We start from the raw sequence: 18,725 nt of genomic DNA, 5'->3' as shown, positions 1-18,725 counted from the left end.
CTCTTTTATTTTTCCATAAAAAATCAGCACCTCTCCTTTTTTCTTCCTAAAAAATCAATGCTGATTCTTATCTTTTTTCAATCTATGTAACCGGCTCTTCTTCTCTCCGTCTCTCGCTCCACATCTCGGCCGGAACTGTTTCCCTGTTTTCGGGGCGACAAAGGTAAGAACTGTTTTTATTTTACCAAAACTTTCCGGGTTTTTTTTTGAGTTTTTTTTTATCCCTCAAAAAACAACTTATCCTTTACGTTTCAACTCCGCTTTGGGTTTCATTTTCTATTCTTAGAAAAAATTAACCCCGCGCCTTGTCGTCCCCATCAACCGTTACAATGAACTTCGCTGTCGTTAGCGGCTGCAAATGTAAACCCCTTTTTATTTCCTGCAAATAAATCTTAACCATTTTTTTGGCTTTTTTTGTGGACGGTGTACTAAATGATTAAAAATCAACATTAAAATTAAAATCGCAAATGTTAAGTTTTTGAAAAGGGCTGAGCTGCATCTAATCAAAATTCAATTGTCGTGCTGAAAAGTTAGCCTGCCGGACTGTCAGATTATGGTTTTAAAGTATAATGTATTGTTGTAAAAAGTGTAAATTCGCATTTTATACTTAAATAGAATTAATGTGTCAAAGAACCTGGTAATTATTCCAACGTACAACGAAAAAGAGAACGTGGAGAAAATGATCCGCAAAGTCTTTTCGCTAAAAACGCCTTTCCATCTGTTAATAGTTGAAGACAACTCTCCTGACGGGACTGCAGCGATTGTAAAAAAACTGCAAACAGAGTTCCCGGAACAGTTACATATCCTGGAACGCAAAGGGAAACTAGGGCTGGGAACTGCTTACATTGCCGGTTTCAATTGGGCGCTGGAACATGATTATGGATACATTTTTGAAATGGACTGCGACTTTTCGCACAGTCCCGACGATCTGGAACGGCTTTATAAAGCAGCGATTGACGGTGCTGATGTAGCTATCGGATCGCGCTACATTTCCGGAATAAATGTTATCAACTGGCCGCTTGGGAGGGTATTAATGTCGTATTTTGCATCGATGTACGTACGAATTGTAACTGGTATGAAAATAATGGATACCACTGCAGGTTTCAAATGTTACCGGCGCAAAGTGCTCGAAACCATCGATTTTGAGAAAATAAGACTTATTGGATATGGTTTTCAGATTGAAATGAAATTTACTGCCTGGAAATTTGGGTTCAACATTGTGGAAGTACCCATTGTGTTTACTGACCGCAAAGAAGGCACCTCAAAAATGAGCGGCGGAATTTTTAACGAAGCGCTTTGGGGCGTGATGAAAATGAAAATCAGGAGTTGGTTCAGGGAGTATAAGCAGCAGGCAGAAGAAACAGAGCGAAGGGAAAAGGGCAGTAGGCAATAAGAAAGAAACAATGTAATTTTAAAAAGCTAAATAATGAAAAAGCTGATTAAAGATGCTACCATTATAAATGAAGGATTGAAATTTAAGGGAAGTGTTTTAATCGATGGCGAAAAAATTGAACGCGTTTTTCCGCACATTATACCTTCTGATTTCGATTTCAAGAATATTGAAATTATTGAAGCTTCCGGCCTTTACCTAATTCCCGGTGTAATTGACGACCAGGTTCATTATCGTGAGCCGGGCTTTACCCACAAAGGCGATATTGCCAGCGAAAGCCGGGCTGCCGTGGCAGGTGGAGTAACTTCTTTTATGGAAATGCCTAATACCAATCCGCAAGCTGTAACACAGGAATTGCTGGAGAAAAAATACCAGCGGGCCGCTGAAGTTTCGCCGGCCAACTATTCCTTTTACATGGGAGCCACAAACGATAACCTGGCAGAAGTATTGAAAACAGATCCTTCGAAAGTATGCGGAATTAAGGTTTTTATGGGTTCATCAACAGGTAACATGCTGGTTGACGACGAAAAAACGCTATCGGAAATATTTAAAAATGCACCAACACTGGTTGCCACCCACAGCGAAGATGAAAAAACGATTCAGCAAAATAGTAAAACAGCCCGTGAAAAATATGGCGAAAATGTTCCCATTTCAGAACATGCCCGAATAAGAAGTGATGAAGCATGCTATAAATCCTCATCAAAGGCAGTTAAACTGGCTTCGAAATTCAATACACGTCTTCACATTCTTCACCTTTCCACTGCAAAAGAGATGGACCTCTTTTCTTCCGGTGCTGTAAAAGACAAAAATATTACCGCCGAAGTTTGCGTTCATCACCTGTGGTTCGACAATCGGGACTACAATAAAAAAGGAACCTTTATAAAATGGAATCCAGCCATTAAAACGGTAAAAGACAAAGAGGCACTCTGGGAAGCTTTGCTGGCAGATAAAATTGATGTAATTGCCACCGACCATGCCCCGCATACCCGCGAGGAAAAAAACAACACCTATTTTAAAGCGCCGTCGGGCGGGCCGTTGGTTCAACATTCGCTGGTGGCGATGCTCGAGATGAGCAACAAAGGCGTGATTTCCATAGAAAAGGTCATTCATAAAATGTGCCATGCGCCGGCCGACCTGTTCCGCATCGACCGCCGGGGGTACATCCGCGAAGGATATTTTGCCGATTTGGTACTTATCTCCCCGAATCAGTCATGGGAAGTTTCACCACATAATATATTGTATAAATGTGGCTGGTCGCCTTTCGAAGGCCAGGAATTTTCACACCAGGTAATTTCCTCTTTTGTAAACGGACAGAAAGTATATGAAAACGGGAAAGTAAAAGATGGATTATTGGGGCAGCGACTGAAATTTTTGGTTTGACACTTGATGGCACACCAATAAAAACTGCCACTACTTTTCAATAAATTGCAGTGGCAGTTATTTGCTGTTTTCCAACAACTTCTCATTCAATTTGTCGATTAAAAAACATAACTTACGGTATAAGATTTCCCATTTGAAGTAGTAATTGTTACCACATCAACCGTTTCGCTTTCGGCTCCCGGAATACCAAACGAGGCCTGTCCTTGTGAGTTCGTTAAGGCAGTTTCACTGTCAGAATAACCATCGGTGCCAACAATAGTAAACGAGATACTACAACCACTAATTGGCGGAGTAACCGAAGCATAAACAGTGACATCCTGTCCGGGGGCAGGATTCGCGGGCGACGGATAGGCATTAACAAACATAACATCGCTGCAACTGTTTGCTGGCATAGCCTCATCAATGAAACAAACTTCATAGCCTTCCTCTTTTGAAGCGTTGTTCAAATCTTTTGGCTCAAATTCGATGGTCCTGTTTGTTCCTGATTCCGGCAATTCGAAATTGGTAATGGTAACAGGGGCCATTCCTTCGGGGACAAGTGTTAAATTCATTCCGCTTTTTAAATGGTTTAGTGGGATAATACCCCCATTTGTGGTTTTACCACTAATTAAATACATTTTACTCTCATCAGCGATTGCCGATTTATTTGCCCCTGAATACCAATTGGCAAACCAGGTAACCGTTCCTCCAACCACACCTCCAACCACTGCAACTGTTGCAATTGCGGGCAAGGTGGCAACACCAACAACAGCGCCTGTTACAACTGCCGCTCCGGTTCCGGTAATGGCTCCAATGGTTAAGCCCCCCGCCTTTAAAAGCTTCTTCTGCCTTAATTCATCCACTGCATCTTTATACTGATTTTCATCTATTTCTCCATTTTCAAGCATCTTATTCAGGTTATTGATATCACCTTTGGCTTCCCCAATAATGTCGCCAACACTTTTAACAAGCCCAACACCCACTCCATTGTCAAGAGTAGGAACAACGTCGTAAACGGTACAAACTGCCGAAGCGCTTTTTTCAGCGTAACCCCCTGAACTGTTTTTCTGAAATTTTTCAATGGCTTCCAGGTTTGCTACGAAATCTTCTCCTGTTTTAATGAAATTGTCCATTAAAGCGCTAACTTCGGAAACAGACAGATTACTTAAATTGGCAGATACAAAATCATGTGTTGCTTCAACAAAAGACTGGTTTACAGTTGATAAATCTGCAAGTTGATTTGAATAGTCGGATACTGTTCCAGTATCTTCGTCATCTTCAAATAAATCGCAGCTAACTGAATTAACAAGAAAAAATGCAGCGAGCAGAGTGAATTTAAATAGATTTTTCATGTGTTTCCTTTTTAATTTTCAAATAGCAATTTATCTGTTTGAAAATTAGCGATTTTTACTATAAACAGTTCAAACACGTGTCAAATTAGAAACATTCTTTATAAGTAATTAATTACCTATATAACAAAGATTTACATGATGAGCAAATCGTCAATTTACGATTTGAAAAAACATGATTTCAGATGAAACATGACCAACAATCATTTTTCGCCTGAAAAAGCAAAAGTTTTATATACTATTCCGCTGATTATTATGGCAAATAGAACAACGTAAATATCAAATTTGAATAATTTAAACAGGAAGGTCTTCAAATGAAGAATGAAGATTATCAGAAATCCTGTCAAGTTCAGGGTAGAATAAATGACACAAGATTTTAAGCATTACTATTTCAACGATGGCAACATTCGTATTCAACTGTTCTTTTTCAGCTCCATCACCCTTTCCAGGTTAATTGATTCAAACAATCTCAGTATTTGTTTTTCGGTTTCATCATAACCAACCTGATATATTTCTTCAGCTTTACCAAATGCAAAAGTGCTGTAATTACGGGCTTCGGGTGGTTCAATCACAAAATCGCAAATTTGTTTGCTTGTTTCCACATTTTGTGAAATTCCCAGCCGGAATGCGCGTTCAGCAATAGTTTTTAATCCTTTGATTTTTTCCTCAGGCCCGTTATGATTAACATGCACTCCGATGAGCACCTGGCATTTGTCGCGAATGGCTTCTGCGGGCAGGTTATTCAGCAACCCACCATCGACATAAGTTTGGCCGTTTATTACCGGCGGTTCAAAAACTACCGGAATCGATGATGAAGCCACTACCCACTGAAATAATTCTCCTTCTGATTTTATCTCTTCCAGCCCGCTGTTTAAATTTGTAACCGCACAGTAAAATGGAATTTCCAACGACGAGAAATCATCTTCACCGATTATTTCCCTCATCGCTGCTTTCACTTTACGCATATCGATTAAACCACTGAAAGGCATGTGCCAGTTCACCATTCGGTGAAATTTGCGCTCCAGCATTATTTTAAGCAAATCGTTGGGCGGATAGCCAGCGGCATAAAAAGCCCCAACAATTGCCCCCATGCTTGTGCCCGACACTACCCCGGGCTTAATCCCGTATTTTTCCAACGCTTCCAAAACGCCAATGTGTGCAATTCCACGGGCACCACCTCCGCTCAGGGCAATTCCGAATTTTGGTATTTCTTTTTTATAAGTGGTTAAGTTCATATTTTAATAGTTACATGAACCGGGATTATTCAATTCTTCAAAATTCTCAAAATTTTTTCCCGGAAAATTGAATATAACAAACACTCAATATTGATATTTCGGCTAAAATAATAAATAATTGGGTGCTAAAATCTGTTGTTAATCAATTCATTTTGGGATATCATTTTCATGTTAAAACTTTCCGGAAAAATTAAAGATTAAACAGTATTTAATTCCGGGTGTTACATGAACATCAGATTACGAATTTTAAAAACTAATTTAACTATGCATGCAAAGCATTCATTAATTACACTCATTTTTCTTTCAATTATCTATTTTTCAAATGGTCAGGATTTACCCTTAAGTTACAGTTACACCGGCGAATCTCCTGTGTTCGAATCCTCAGGAAATCTCATCAGTATTTACCACGATGAAAATTTTGCGGTTCTGCAGTCACATCCTGAAAGTGATCAACCTGATTTTGTCCCTGTTAATCAGTGGGAATATAATCTGACCGGAAATTTTTCTGAAAATCCTTTGTTGGTGACCGGGGAAATAAACGGACAAAAATTTCTGGTTGAAGAAGAACGGGCCAGGAAATTTGAGGAAGGAATTACCTTTGATCGGGAAGAAGGCGCGATGAAGTTGTACAGTATCACCTATTCCAATCTGAATGTAAATTTTTCATCATGGAAAAATGATGCTGCGGTGCAGGGACTGGAAACAAAACATGTAACATTAACCGCAGAGGTGCTTGCAACTATTCAAAACAGCGGAGGCACAGAAGACAAATTGAAAGGCACCTTTGAGCATGAGATTTGGATAACCCCGGAAATTCCTTTTTCACCGGCTGCATACAACCTGCTGATTAATACAGATACTCCGGGTTTGTTTATCGAACCTCAAAATTATGAAATCACCAATGAGCGGCCATGGTTAACCATAGGCGATGAAATATATAATGAATTGAGTCGAGAATTGAAAAACAAGGGGATGATTGTTAAAATGGTTTCGTCATACCGTTATACAAAAAACGATACTGAATACCAGCAGGAATCCGGAAAGATGGAATTGAAAAATGTAAACCGCGACGCAAACACCACTTTCCAGCCCAATGGCATTCCCGTGGTTTCCGAAGTTCTGTATAAAAAAATGAATGAAGCATCGAGATACGCCCAAACGAGAAATGGCAAAGCGGCGGATGCAGGCGATTTCAAAATAGCACTGAAAAATCAGGGAAATTACACGGGGAATGCTTTCTTCCACAGCACAAATCAGTTTTTTGCTTTACGTACACAAACCCAAACTCCCAAAGGCGATACATTGAAACTTGTTTTGCTCAAAATCGACACACAGCTCCCGTCCACGGGAAAACAAAAATTATCCGGTTCAGCAATAGAATCCATCCGCACCCAAATGAGACATGGCCCGCCGGAAGGATTCACCCAACAGTTTTTTGTTGGCGGAACCCTGAAAAACGGAAAAGAAACATTGTATTTTATTTCGCCTGCCAAAGGTTCGCTCACCCTGGATGCAGTATCGAATAAAGCTATCTCAGGGGCATTCAACCTTGAATTGAATTCAGCAAAAATTACAGACAATAAGGTAAAAAAGACATTGGAAAATCTGGAAGGAGAATTCGAAGCCGTTGTACTGAACTGATTCATTTCGGGCACCGGAGGCAGGAATAATTTTTCATTAGGCAAACAAAATGAAAACATCACTCCCCAATTCATTCTTTCTTTTTATTTTTGCCGAAATTTTCAGGGAAATTTGGAGCCTGTAACATTTCTGAAATACTTTAAGGGGCAAAAACATTTTGCCGGCGTGGCAAAAAAACTCGCTGCCCCCCCGGGTGAAAAAATTCACCTGCACGGGATTATTGGCTCTGCCAAAACCATCTGGACAGCCAATCTCTACGAGAAACTGCACCAAAACATGGTGATCCTGCTCAACGACCGCGAAAAAGCCGCCTATTTTTACGACGATTTGAACAACCTAGGATCGGGAGAAATTGCCCTGTTTTTTCCGTCGTCGTACAAACGCTCCATCCATTACGGGCAGCCTGAACAGGAAAATATTGTGCAGCGAACCGAAACACTGAACAAATTGCGCGACGCAGAAACCACCAACATTGTAATAACCTACCCCGAAGCACTGATTGAAACCGTAATTTCGCAGCCAAACCTCGAACAAAACACGTTGCAGGTGTCCAAAGGCGATAAAATCTCCACCGATTTCATTAACGAATTTCTGTATGAATACGATTTCGAACGGGTCGATTTTGTGTACGAACCCGGTCAGTTTGCGGTGCGCGGAAGCATCGTGGATGTATTTTCCTATTCCAATGAAGATCCCTACCGCCTCGATTTTTTTGGCGACGAGGTAGAGTCCATCCGCAGTTTCAACATCGACAACCAGATTTCAAAAGAAACCTTCCAAAAAATAACCATTGTCCCCAACATCCAAAACGAAAAGCTGGAAGGCAACCGTGTTTCGTTGTTTGAATTTCTTCCGGAAAACACATTGTATTTTGGCGACAGCATGAATCAATGCTTTCACCAGGTAAACGACATTCACCGGCAAACAATCCTGGCCAAAGCCGAAGAGGAAAATTTGCCGGAACGGATTGTTACGGGCGACACACTGAAAAAACAACTGCAAAACAAAACCGTTTGCGACTGGGGCACCGATCATTGTTTCGAGCCGAATTCGGTTTTCAAATTTTCCAATGCACGCCAACCGGTTTTCAACAAAAATTTCAATTTGCTGGGTGAAAATCTGGAGGAACACCAAAACAACGGATACTCAGTTTTTATCCTTTCGAATCAGGAAAAACAAATTGAACGGTTGCAGGCCATTTTCCGCGACATCAAAGCCACCGTAGATTTCAGGCCGGTGAATTTCACGTTGCATGAAGGGTTTGTCGATCACGATTTGAAAATCTGCTGCTACACCGACCACCAGATTTTTGAACGCTACCACCGGTTTAAACTGAAAACCCGGAAAGCCCAGCGCGAGGCCATCTCAATGAAGGAGCTGAACATGCTGCACCCGGGTGATTATGTGGTGCACATCGACCACGGCATCGGAAAATTTGCCGGGCTGGTACGCACCGAAATCAACGGAAAAATGCAGGAGGCCATCCGGCTGACCTATAAAAACAACGATTCGCTGCTGGTAAATATTCATTCGCTGCACCGCATTTCAAAATACAAGGGTAAAGACGGTACTGAACCCAACCTAAACAAACTGGGCACCGGGGCGTGGCAGAAAATGAAAAACCGCACCAAAGCCAAGGTGAAGGATATTGCCAAGGAGCTGATTGCCCTGTATGCCGAGCGACTGGCTGAAAAAGGCTTTGCTTTTACCCCCGACTCGTACCTGCAAACCGAGCTGGAAGCTTCATTTATGTACGAGGACACACCCGACCAGGAAAAAGCCACCGCCGCCGTGAAGGAAGACATGGAAAAACAAATTCCCATGGACAGATTGGTGTGCGGCGATGTGGGTTTTGGCAAAACAGAGGTGGCCATCCGGGCAGCGTTCAAAGCCGTTACCGACAGCAAACAGGTGGCCGTGCTGGTTCCCACCACCATCCTGGCATTGCAGCACTACAAAACATTTTCCGACCGGCTTTCCGATTTCCCGGTACGCGTGGAATACATCAGCCGGTTTAAATCTTCTGCAAAGATCAAACAAACACTAAAAGATGTAGCAGAGGGGAAAGTGGATATCCTCATTGGTACGCACCGTTTGGTAAGCAAAGACGTAAAATTTAAAGACCTGGGGCTGCTCATCATCGACGAGGAACAAAAATTTGGCGTTTCAGTAAAAGAAAAGCTGAAAAGGTTTAAAGTAAATGTGGATACACTTACACTGACTGCCACACCCATCCCAAGAACCTTGCAATTTTCGCTGATGGGCGCACGCGATTTGTCCATCATTCAAACGCCTCCGCCCAACCGCTACCCCATTATTACCGAAGTGCACGGATTCAACGAGGATCTCATTCGCGAAGCTATTTTATACGAAGTGGCCCGAAACGGCCAGGTATTTTTTCTGCACAACCGGGTACAAAATATTTACGAAGTGGAGGCCGCCATCAAACGCATTGTGCCGGGTGTTACAACTGCCGTGGGGCACGGCCAGATGGAAGGACACCAGCTGGAAAAGGTGATGCTGGGCTTCATCAACGGTGATTTTGATGTGCTGGTAGCCACAACAATTATCGAGTCGGGACTGGATATTCCCAACGCCAACACCATGATTATCAATCATGCTGAAAATTACGGGCTGAGCGACCTGCACCAGTTGCGCGGTCGCGTAGGCCGGTCGAACAAAAAAGCGTTTTGTTACCTGATTACCCCGCCTCAGGCTACCTTAAGCGCAGAGGCCCGTCGCCGGCTGAAAGCCATCGAGGAGTTTTCCGATTTGGGCAGCGGCTTCAACATTGCCATGCAGGACCTCGACATCCGCGGGGCCGGAAACCTGTTGGGCGCCGAGCAGAGCGGGTTTATTGCCGACATCGGGTTTGAAACCTATCACCGCATCCTCAACGAGGCAGTTCAGGAACTGCGGCAGGAAGAATTCAAAGGTGTATTTAAGGAAGGCGACCAGAAACAGGCGGAAGCTTTCATGAAAATTAACTTCACGCAGGATTGCCAAATCGATACCGATATGGAACTGCTGTTCCCTCAGGATTACATCCCGGGAAGCTCGGAACGAATGCTGCTGTACCGCGAACTGGATAATATTGAAAACAAACAACAACTGGAACAGTTCCGCAACGGACTGGAAGACCGGTTTGGGGAACTGCCCTCAGAAACCCGCGAACTGCTCGAAGTGGTGAAACTCCGCTGGAAAGCCATTGAGCTGGGCATGGAAAAAATCATTCTGAAAGAAGGAAAAATGATTTGCTATTTCATTTCCGATCAGCAATCGCCATTTTACCAGTCGGCACTGTTCATGAAAATTGTACAGTACGTGCAAAAAGGCAAAACCAAAGGCCGCATGAAAGAGAAAAACCATAAACTTACGCTCACTTTTTCAAATGTACCAAATGTAGAAACTGCCGGGTACATTTTGGAAGAGATGATTGGAGAGGTTGCTCAAAATTCGGAATAAATGCCTAAACATTTTTCTTAAATTTGTGCTTTCTCAGATTTAACCTTTTCGTATTTCGTTAGTCAAATCTGCTTAGCAAAGAAATAAACCAATTTAAAATTCATATAATAAATTAATAACGTGGCAACAAAAAACATTTTCAGAATTTCCATTACCATAATCCTGGTGCTGGTATTGGCAGGCATTATTTTTTATCCAAAAGTAAAACCAATGTTCAGTTCCGGGCAGGAAGAAGGCCCGCAGCCGGGCATGCGCGGAAGAGGTGCAGGCCAGCCGCTTTATACCAGTGGATATATTCTTGTTCCAACAAAAATGAACGAAATGGTTAATAGTACCGGTTCGCTGTTACCCGACGAAGAAGTGGATTTGGCTTTTGAAACATCGGGAAAAGTAGTAGGTATATTTTTTGAAGAAGGCCGGAAAGTAAAAAAAGGCGAACTGCTGGCAAAAATAAACGACAAACCTTTACAGGCGCAGTTATTGAAGCTCCAGGCACAAAAAAAGCTTGTTGAAGAAAGAGAGTACCGCCAGCGCCAGTTGCTCGACCGCGACGCCATCAGCCGCGAGAGCTACGACCAGGTAGCCACCGAACTACAATCGATAGAAGCCGACATGATGTTGATTGAAGCCCGCATTGCCGAAACAGAAATGCGTGCCCCGTTTGATGGAATTGTAGGATTAAGGATGATTTCAGAAGGTGCTTATGCCACCACTCAAACCAAAATTATCCGGCTGGTAAAAACCCGCCCGCTGAAAATTGAGTTTTCCATCCCTGAACGATATTCAGGCGAAGTGACCCCCGGTTTTCCTATCACTTTTGTTATAGATGGTTTTCCCGAACCATTCGAAGCTAACGTTTACGCCATTGCCCCAAAAGTAGATGTCAACACCCGCACCATATCAGTGAGGGCAATTTACCCAAATACAAACGAAGAATTAAAACCCGGCCGTTTTGCCAGTATAAGAGCACGTCTTTCAGAAATTGAAAACGCCGTATCGATACCTACTGAAGCCCTGATTGCGGAAATGTCGGGTGAAAAAGTTTTCATTTATAATAACGGCAAAGCAAAAGAAGTTAAAGTGGAAACGGGTCTGCGCACCGAGTCGCATATTCAAATCCGCGAAGGCTTAAATTTTGGTGACACGCTGCTCACTACGGCAATCCTGCAGCTCAGGGAAGATCTCCCGATTCAACTCGATACTTTGGTAACCAATCAACATTTAGTAAACGAAGAAATACAATGAGCCTTTCATCACTCAGCATAAAACGCCCTGTACTGGCAACAGTTTTCTCCCTTGTCATTTTACTATTTGGCGGAATCGGGATGACATTTTTGGGTGTCAGGGAATTTCCCAGTGTCGATCCGCCGATTATCTCGGTGAGCGTTTCGTACCCCGGCGCCAACTCCGATGTAATTGAATCGCAAATTACCGAACCGCTGGAGCAATCCATCAACGGCATTCCCGGAATTCGTACGCTTACCAGTAGCAGTAGCCAGGGAAGAAGCCGGATTACCGTTGAATTTGAATTGTCGGTTGACCTGGAAACAGCCGCCAACGATGTGCGCGACAAAGTTTCACAGGCGCAGCGTTATTTGCCACGCGACTGCGACCCGCCAACCGTTTCAAAAGCCGATGCCGATGCCAGCCCCATTCTGATGGTAGCCGTAAAAAGCCCGAAACGTTCGCTGCTCGAACTTTCAGAAATTGCCGAACTGACATTTAAGGAACAACTTCAAACTGTTTCCGGGGTAAGCTCTGTAGGCATTTGGGGAGAAAAACGCTATGCCATGCGCATTTGGCTTGATCCGGGAAAACTCGCTGGATACCAGATGACACCGTTAGATGTGCGCAATGCACTGCAACGCGAGAATGTGGAACTACCTGCCGGAAGTATCGAGGGAAACACCACCGAGCTGACCATCCGCACCCTGGGATTGATGACCACACCCGAAGAATTCAACGACCTGATTTTAAAGCAGGAAGGCGGCCAAATCATCAGGGTTCGCGACATTGGCCGCGCCGAACTGGGGCCTGAGGACCTCCGCGGAATCATGAAAATGAACGACATACCGATGGTAGCTACGGTAATTATACCGCAACCGGGAGCGAATCATATCGATATTGTTGATGATGTTTACGAGCGACTGGAATTCATAAAAAAAGACCTTCCTGATGATGTGGAAATAGAAATTGGCTTCGATAATACCGATTACATCCGTTCGTCCATCAACGAAGTACTAACTACTATTTATCTGGCTTTTTTCCTTGTGGTTGTAATTATTTTCTTTTTCCTGCGCGACTGGCGGACAACCATTATTCCCATGCTCGTAATTCCGATTGCTTTGGTAGGCTCGTTTTTTATCATGTACCTCGCCGGGTTTACCATTAACGTGCTCACACTTTTGGCCATTGTCCTATCCATCGGACTGGTGGTTGACGATGCCATTGTAATGATGGAAAATATTTATGTGAAAATTGAGCGGGGCATGTCGCCCAAACAGGCAGGTCTGGAAGGCGCCAACGAAATATTTTTCGCCATTATTGCTACCACCATTACGCTGGTTGCGGTTTTCTTCCCCATTGTTTTCCTGGAGGGAATGACCGGACGACTATTCCGCGAGTTCAGCATTGTAATTGCCGGTGCGGTGGCCATTTCATCGTTTGTTGCCCTTACTTTTACCCCAATGCTTTCAACCAAGCTGCTAAAATCGAGGCACAAACACAACAGGTTTTATAACTGGAGTGAAAAATACTTTGTACGACTCAACAATTTTTACCAGCGCGGGCTCGATAATTTTTTGCGACGTAAATACTTATCGCTTGCAATTCTAATATTTTCAGGAATATTAATAACCGTTTTATGGAGTGTGATTCCGGCAGAAATGGCCCCCCTCGAGGACCGGTCGCAATTCAATGTTAATGTAAGTACCCCCGAGGGTTCAACCTACGAGTTTAACTACGATTATGTGGAAGACATTACTGAATTGGTGAGTGACAAAGTACCCGAAGCTGACAACATTATTTCTATGGTACGTGGCAGCTGGGCTTTTGTACGCACTGCTTTGGTCAAGCCCTCGGAACGCGAACGCTCTCAGCAGGAAATTGCAAGTGACCTTTCTGCTGAACTTAGTAAAAAAACAAAAGCAAGGGCCGGTATTATTCAGCAATCCACATTTGGAGGACGGCGTGCCCGCCAGCCCATTCAATATGTGTTACAGGCACCTACCATCGATAAGCTACGCGAAGTATTGCCCGAATTTATGGCACAGGTACAAAACAATCCGATGTTTGTGCAGGCCGATGTAAACCTGAAATTTACCAAACCCGAACTCCAGATTGAAATTAACCGCGACAAAGCCAACATGCTCGGTGTTTCAACCCAGAACATCGGGCAAACGCTGCAACTGGCACTCAGCGGACAACGCTTCGGCTATTTTATAATGAACGGAAAACAGTACGAAATTCTGGGTGAGCTGCCCCGCCAGGAGCGAAACAAACCACTCGATCTGAAATCGCTTTATGTACGTAACAATTCAGGAGAAATGATCCAGCTCGACAATTTTGTGACCCTCCACGAAACCACAGCTCCTCCACAACTTTATCGTTACAACCGCTTTGTTTCGGCCACCATTTCATCGAACCTGGCAAACGGTTACACAATCAGTAACGGGATTGAAGAAATGGACAGAATTGCCAGTGAAGTACTCGATGATTCATTTCGCACCGCACTCGACGGCGACTCAAAAGATTTTATGGAAAGTTCATCGAGCCTGATGTTTGCATTTGTACTTGCAATTGTACTTATTTTCCTGGTGCTTTCGGCCCAGTTCGAAAGTTTTAAAGACCCGATTATTGTAATGATGACCGTACCACTGGCACTTACAGGTGCACTCATTTTCATGTGGTATTTTAACATTACCATGAATATTTTCAGCCAGATTGGAATTATTATGCTCATCGGGCTGGTTTCCAAAAACGGAATTTTAATTGTAGAATTCGCCAACCAGCGAAAAGCCGCAGGAATGAACAAATACGAAGCGATAAAATTTGCTTCGTCAGCTCGTTTTCGCCCAATTTTAATGACCAGCCTGTCAACAATTTTAGGTATTTTACCACTGGCCATGGGGCTGGGAGAAGGTGCTCAAAGCCGCGTTGCAATGGGAACCGCAGTAGTTGGAGGCTTGCTGATTGCAACTTTCCTCACCTTGTTTGTGGTGCCCGGAATTTACCTGCTTGTATCGAGCGAATCAAAAAATAGTTCTGAAAATTCAAACAGCATTAAAAAAAATGAACATACTAAATAAAATATTACCGGTTCTACTGATTTTAATTTTACCCGGCACCATTTTTTCACAGGAAATTTATGACCTCAGCCGTTGTGTAAATACGGGGCTCGAACAAAACTTTTCGGTGAAAGTGGCACGAAATCAGGAGGAGATTGCCGGGAACAATGTCACACGCGGAAATGCAGGCTATTTGCCAACAGTTACAACCACCAACCGCATTGGAGGAGACTTAAACTCCACCACCCAAAATATGAATGACGGTTCGCAAAATGTTTCTTCGGGTGTACACAACACAACAGGTTCGGCTGGCATTAATCTGAACATGACTATTTTCAATGGGTTCAACGTACAAACCACCTATCAGAAACTGGAAAAGCTGAAACAAATGGGCGAACTCAACACGCAAATGTCAATGGAAAACCTGATGGCGCAAATTGTGGCTGAATACTATTATTATATCCAGCAGCTCAACTATCAGAGAAACATGGAATATGCGGTTTCACTTTCGCGCGAAAGGGTTCGCATCGACGAGGAGCGTTACCTGCTGGGAGCTTCATCGAAACTCGAGTTATTGCAGTCAATTGTTTACATGAATGAAGACAGCTCGCGCCTGGCACGCCAAAACGAAGCTATCCTCGAATCTGAAGTTCGGCTGAAAAAACTGATGGCCCTCGAAAATCTGGAACAGGAAATTCAGGTGGCTGACTCTTCAATAGTTTTTAATTCCGATTTAACGTATGCCAACCTGTTGGAATCAACACTCGAATTGAATACCGGCCTGCAGATAGCTCAAAAAAACAAGGTGATTTCGGAGCTCGATTACAAATTAATTGCTTCAAGGGCTTATCCTTATCTGAATTTTTCATCAGGATACAGTTACTCATACCGGGGTTATGGCACAGGCACAATAAGCGACTACGGCGAGTTAGCATTAAGTAATCAGCAAAGCCGTTCGCTCAATTACGGAGTTACCCTCGGGTTGGATATTTTCGACGGATTCAACAGGCGCCGCGAAAAAACAAATGCCCACATTGAAGTGGAAAACCGCATGTACCGGTTTCAGGAAGTTGAACAGGAGATTAAAGCCGAGCTACTTACCGTTTATTATGCGTACGAAAATAACCTGAGACTGGTAAAAATGGAAGAAGAAAACCTGGATGTGGCACGCGAAAACCTGGATATTGCACTGGAGCGCTATAAACTTGGTGCATTGTCCGGGCTCGAACTGCGCGAAGTACAAAAAAGCCTGCTGGATGCCGAAGAACGGCTCATCTCCGTAAAGTACCAGACAAAGCTGGCCGAAATATCATTGCTCCAGATTGCAGGAAGAATTATGGAATATGCATAATTAAAATGTAATTTCAGATAATTGTATTTTGCAGCACCCGGAGATGCCTGGGGCATTCCGGAGAACATGGAGCATGAAGTTGAAATTCCTGAATACGCTGTTGTTCTGGAACTTTTCGCTCCTCCTCGGCCCGACTATTTACCCGGATAAAAAAAGGTTTTGAAAAAAAGCGAATTTACCTGAAAGAAATAGTAACTTTGCCGCGCATTTACGAGAAACAAATTTCATGCAATTTTTTGAATTTGACACAGTTATAATCGGGAGTGGGTTGGCAGGTCTTACTGCTGCATACTATTCTGCGGGTTACGGCTCTGTAGCAATTGTTACAAAATCGGAACTCGATACCAGCAACTCTTATTACGCACAGGGAGGTATTGCCGCGGCAATTAACAGCGAAGACTCGCCCGATCAACACCTTGAAGATACGATTTTGGCTGGACGGGGACTTTGCGATAAAGATGCGGTTAACATTTTAGTAAATGAAGGAAAAGAAAGAGTTCTCGGTTTAATTGAAATGGGAATGCCGTTCGATAAACAAAACGGTGAATTCGTTTTAGGACTTGAAGGAGGGCACAACAAACGTCGCATTTTGCATGCCGGCGGCGATGCTACCGGTAAGGAGCTCACCTGCTTTTTTCTCGATAAGGTAAAAAAGCAACCCTCAATTACACCCTTTGAATTTACCACGGTTGTAAAACTTTTGAAAAACGACGACCAGATAATTGGTGTTCAGGCCATTGATTTTAAAACCGGCGAAAACATCATCATAAAAACAAAAGCTGTAATTCTTGCCACAGGCGGACTTTCGCGTGTTTTTGAGCGCTCAACCAACCCGCATACGGCTACCGGCGACGGTATTGCACTTGCCTGGGAAGCCGGGGCACGAATTGCCGATATTGAATTTATCCAGTTTCACCCCTCGGCGTTGTATGTCCCAGGGAAAGAGGCCTATCTCATCAGTGAAGCTGTACGGGGCGAGGGAGCCTGGTTGCTCGACCAGGACGGGAAACGGTTCATGAAGGACATACATCCGCTGGCCGAACTGGCACCGCGCGATGTGGTTGCCTACAATATTTTCAAAAAGATAAACGATTCGGGCAGCGACTATATTAATCTTTCGCTGAAACACCTCGACGCAGAAAAAATAAAGTCCCGTTTCTCAAATATTTACAAGCACTTAAAAGAAATGGGATTCGACCTCACCAAAGATTTGCTTCCTGTTGCGCCTGCAGCACATTACATGGTTGGAGGAATTAGAACCAACCTAAACGGCGAAACCAACATCAAAGGACTATTCGCGTGTGGCGAAGCAGCTTCAACAGGTGTCATGGGCGCCAACAGACTGGCCAGCAATTCGTTGCTAGAATGCCTGGTTTTTGGTAAACGCGCCAGCGACACGGCAGCCAAACTCAGCAAATCCGGTAAAGATTTGCCTGAAATTAAGCCAATGAAACTTGATATGCAAAATGAAGGCACGTTCCTGTCGTACAAAAATGAAATTGCAACTTCCATGTCGAAAAACCTTGGGATTATCAGGAACGCAGAAGACCTTGAAAAAGCCATTGATAAATTTACAGCTATTGCCCGTGAATTTACCAATTTTAACAACGAATACAATTTAATGAAGATACTCAACAGCGCCACCATTTGCCGGCTGATCGCAACAGCCGCTTTGAAAAGAGAAGAAAGCAGAGGTGGACATATCCGAAGTGATTTTCCAAAAGAAAATCCGGATTTAAAAACCCATATTATTCAGCAAAAGGATAATAACATTCAGTTTGAACCTGTAAGAAATTAAAAATAAGATGGACGAAAAAACATTAAAATCAGCCGAAGTGTTGATTGATCTTGCCATTACCGAGGATATTGGCGACGGCGACATTACCACCAACAACCTTGTTGCCCCCGAGACTTGTAAAACAGCTGTTCTGGTAGCCAAAGCCGAAGGAATAATAGCCGGGCTGCCCGTTGCCGAAATGGTTTTCAAAAAATTTGATAAGGATATTGAATGGAATGTAAAAATTCCCGACGGGAGCAAAGTTAACCCGGGCGATATTTTGGTAGAATTCAGGGGTAACTACCGGGCACTTTTAACCGGCGAACGGAAAGCATTGAATTTTTTACAGCGGCTTTCGGGAATTGCAACTTTTGCCGATATATGCATGAAGGAAGTTGAGGGAGAAAACGTTGAAATACTGGACACCCGCAAAACTTTACCCGGCTACCGGCACCTCGACAAATATGCCGTAAAAATGGGCGGTGGTTCCAACCACCGATACGGACTTTACGATATGGTTATGATTAAAGATAACCACATTCAGGTGGCAGGTGGCATAAAAGAAGCCGTGGAAGATATTCGGACTAAAATCCCCAAAAGCATAAAAATTGAAGTGGAAACAACTAATCTGGAACAGGTACAGGAAGCACTCGATGCCGATGTGGATATCATTATGCTCGATAACATGAGTTCTAAAATGATGAAAGAAGCCGTTGTCCTCATAAACCGAAGGGCAAAAATTGAAGCATCGGGAAATATGACACTGAAACGCATAAGAAAAGTAGCCTCAACAGGAGTAAATTACATTTCAATTGGTGCACTTACCCATTCGGTACGGGCACTGGATATCAGCCAACGAATTATTGACTGAA

12 protein-coding genes are annotated in these 18,725 nt (G+C 43.4%); 10 read left to right on the top strand and 2 right to left on the bottom strand.

Translation table 11 applies throughout. The features are described from left to right. Nucleotides 1–622: 622 nt before the first annotated feature. Both BUC07_RS17775 and BUC07_RS17770 read left to right on the top strand, forming a co-directional pair. Nucleotides 623–1,393: a polyprenol monophosphomannose synthase gene (locus BUC07_RS17775; protein WP_073172902.1), complete on the top strand. Its 771-nt coding sequence runs from the start codon at nt 623–625 to the stop codon at nt 1,391–1,393. A gap of 33 nt (nt 1,394–1,426) precedes the next feature. Next, nucleotides 1,427–2,770, top strand: a complete 1,344-nt coding sequence (locus BUC07_RS17770; RefSeq protein WP_073172899.1) for a dihydroorotase — start codon at nt 1,427–1,429, stop codon at nt 2,768–2,770. A gap of 98 nt (nt 2,771–2,868) precedes the next feature. Here the strand turns inward: BUC07_RS17770 and BUC07_RS17765 are convergent, their stop codons facing one another. Together BUC07_RS17765 and BUC07_RS17760 are read right to left on the bottom strand one after the other, a co-directional pair. Continuing rightward, nucleotides 2,869–4,101 (bottom strand): hypothetical protein, encoded by a 1,233-nt coding sequence (locus BUC07_RS17765; RefSeq protein ID WP_073172896.1) that lies wholly within the window; start codon nt 4,099–4,101, stop codon nt 2,869–2,871. A 410-nt stretch (nt 4,102–4,511) separates the two neighbouring features. Beyond that, entirely contained in the window at nt 4,512–5,333 is an 822-nt protein-coding gene (locus BUC07_RS17760) for a patatin-like phospholipase family protein (RefSeq protein WP_073172894.1), read from the bottom strand. A gap of 264 nt (nt 5,334–5,597) precedes the next feature. On the opposite strand from BUC07_RS17760, the gene BUC07_RS17755 reads away from it, so the two are divergent. From BUC07_RS17755 to nadC, 8 genes are all read left to right on the top strand, one after another. Beyond that, nucleotides 5,598–6,974 carry a hypothetical protein gene (locus tag BUC07_RS17755; protein ID WP_073172891.1) on the top strand — a complete coding sequence of 459 codons (1,377 nt, stop codon included), beginning with the start codon at nt 5,598–5,600 and terminating at the stop codon, nt 6,972–6,974. A gap of 165 nt (nt 6,975–7,139) precedes the next feature. Further along, complete coding sequence (gene mfd / locus BUC07_RS17750) at nt 7,140–10,439, top strand: transcription-repair coupling factor (protein ID WP_217652730.1); 3,300 nt, start codon at nt 7,140–7,142, stop codon at nt 10,437–10,439. Nucleotides 10,440–10,559: 120 nt separating this feature from the next. Beyond that, nucleotides 10,560–11,684, top strand: a complete 1,125-nt coding sequence (locus BUC07_RS17745; protein WP_073172888.1) for an efflux RND transporter periplasmic adaptor subunit — start codon at nt 10,560–10,562, stop codon at nt 11,682–11,684. Next, a complete protein-coding gene (locus BUC07_RS17740; RefSeq protein WP_073172884.1) occupies nt 11,681–14,746 on the top strand; it encodes an efflux RND transporter permease subunit in 3,066 nt (1,021 codons plus the stop codon). The genes BUC07_RS17745 and BUC07_RS17740 overlap by 4 nt, the downstream gene beginning before the upstream one ends. Further along, nucleotides 14,730–16,076, top strand: coding sequence for a TolC family protein (locus tag BUC07_RS17735; protein WP_073172912.1), 1,347 nt, complete (start codon nt 14,730–14,732; stop codon nt 16,074–16,076). The genes BUC07_RS17740 and BUC07_RS17735 overlap by 17 nt, the downstream gene beginning before the upstream one ends. A gap of 21 nt (nt 16,077–16,097) precedes the next feature. Beyond that, nucleotides 16,098–16,226, top strand: coding sequence for a cupin domain-containing protein (locus BUC07_RS21505; RefSeq protein ID WP_262509506.1), 129 nt, complete (start codon nt 16,098–16,100; stop codon nt 16,224–16,226). 76 nt (nt 16,227–16,302) lie between these two features. Beyond that, the gene (nadB, locus tag BUC07_RS17730; RefSeq protein WP_073172881.1) at nt 16,303–17,874 is read left to right on the top strand and encodes an L-aspartate oxidase; all 1,572 of its coding nucleotides are present in this window, start codon (nt 16,303–16,305) and stop codon (nt 17,872–17,874) included. A 7-nt stretch (nt 17,875–17,881) separates the two neighbouring features. After that, nucleotides 17,882–18,724: a carboxylating nicotinate-nucleotide diphosphorylase gene (nadC, locus tag BUC07_RS17725; protein WP_073172878.1), complete on the top strand. Its 843-nt coding sequence runs from the start codon at nt 17,882–17,884 to the stop codon at nt 18,722–18,724. Nucleotide 18,725: the final 1 nt, after the last annotated feature.

The organism is Tangfeifania diversioriginum, assembly GCF_900141875.1.
In the GTDB taxonomy this organism is placed as follows: domain Bacteria; phylum Bacteroidota; class Bacteroidia; order Bacteroidales; family Prolixibacteraceae; genus Tangfeifania; species Tangfeifania diversioriginum.
This window is presented reverse-complemented; position numbering and strand designations above follow the sequence as displayed.

Excerpts from the sequence above, each read along its gene's own strand:
- BUC07_RS17740 (WP_073172884.1), top strand. The coding sequence starts at position 11,681 with ATGAGCCTTTCATCACTCAGCATAAAACGCCCTGTACTGGCAACAGTT.
- BUC07_RS17735 (WP_073172912.1), top strand. The coding sequence starts at position 14,730 with ATGAACATACTAAATAAAATATTACCGGTTCTACTGATTTTAATTTTA.
- nadB (WP_073172881.1), top strand. The coding sequence starts at position 16,303 with ATGCAATTTTTTGAATTTGACACAGTTATAATCGGGAGTGGGTTGGCA.
- BUC07_RS17765 (WP_073172896.1), bottom strand. The coding sequence starts at position 4,101 with ATGAAAAATCTATTTAAATTCACTCTGCTCGCTGCATTTTTTCTTGTT.
- BUC07_RS17755 (WP_073172891.1), top strand. The coding sequence starts at position 5,598 with ATGCATGCAAAGCATTCATTAATTACACTCATTTTTCTTTCAATTATC.
- BUC07_RS17760 (WP_073172894.1), bottom strand. The coding sequence starts at position 5,333 with ATGAACTTAACCACTTATAAAAAAGAAATACCAAAATTCGGAATTGCC.
- BUC07_RS17770 (WP_073172899.1), top strand. The coding sequence starts at position 1,427 with ATGAAAAAGCTGATTAAAGATGCTACCATTATAAATGAAGGATTGAAA.
- nadC (WP_073172878.1), top strand. The coding sequence starts at position 17,882 with ATGGACGAAAAAACATTAAAATCAGCCGAAGTGTTGATTGATCTTGCC.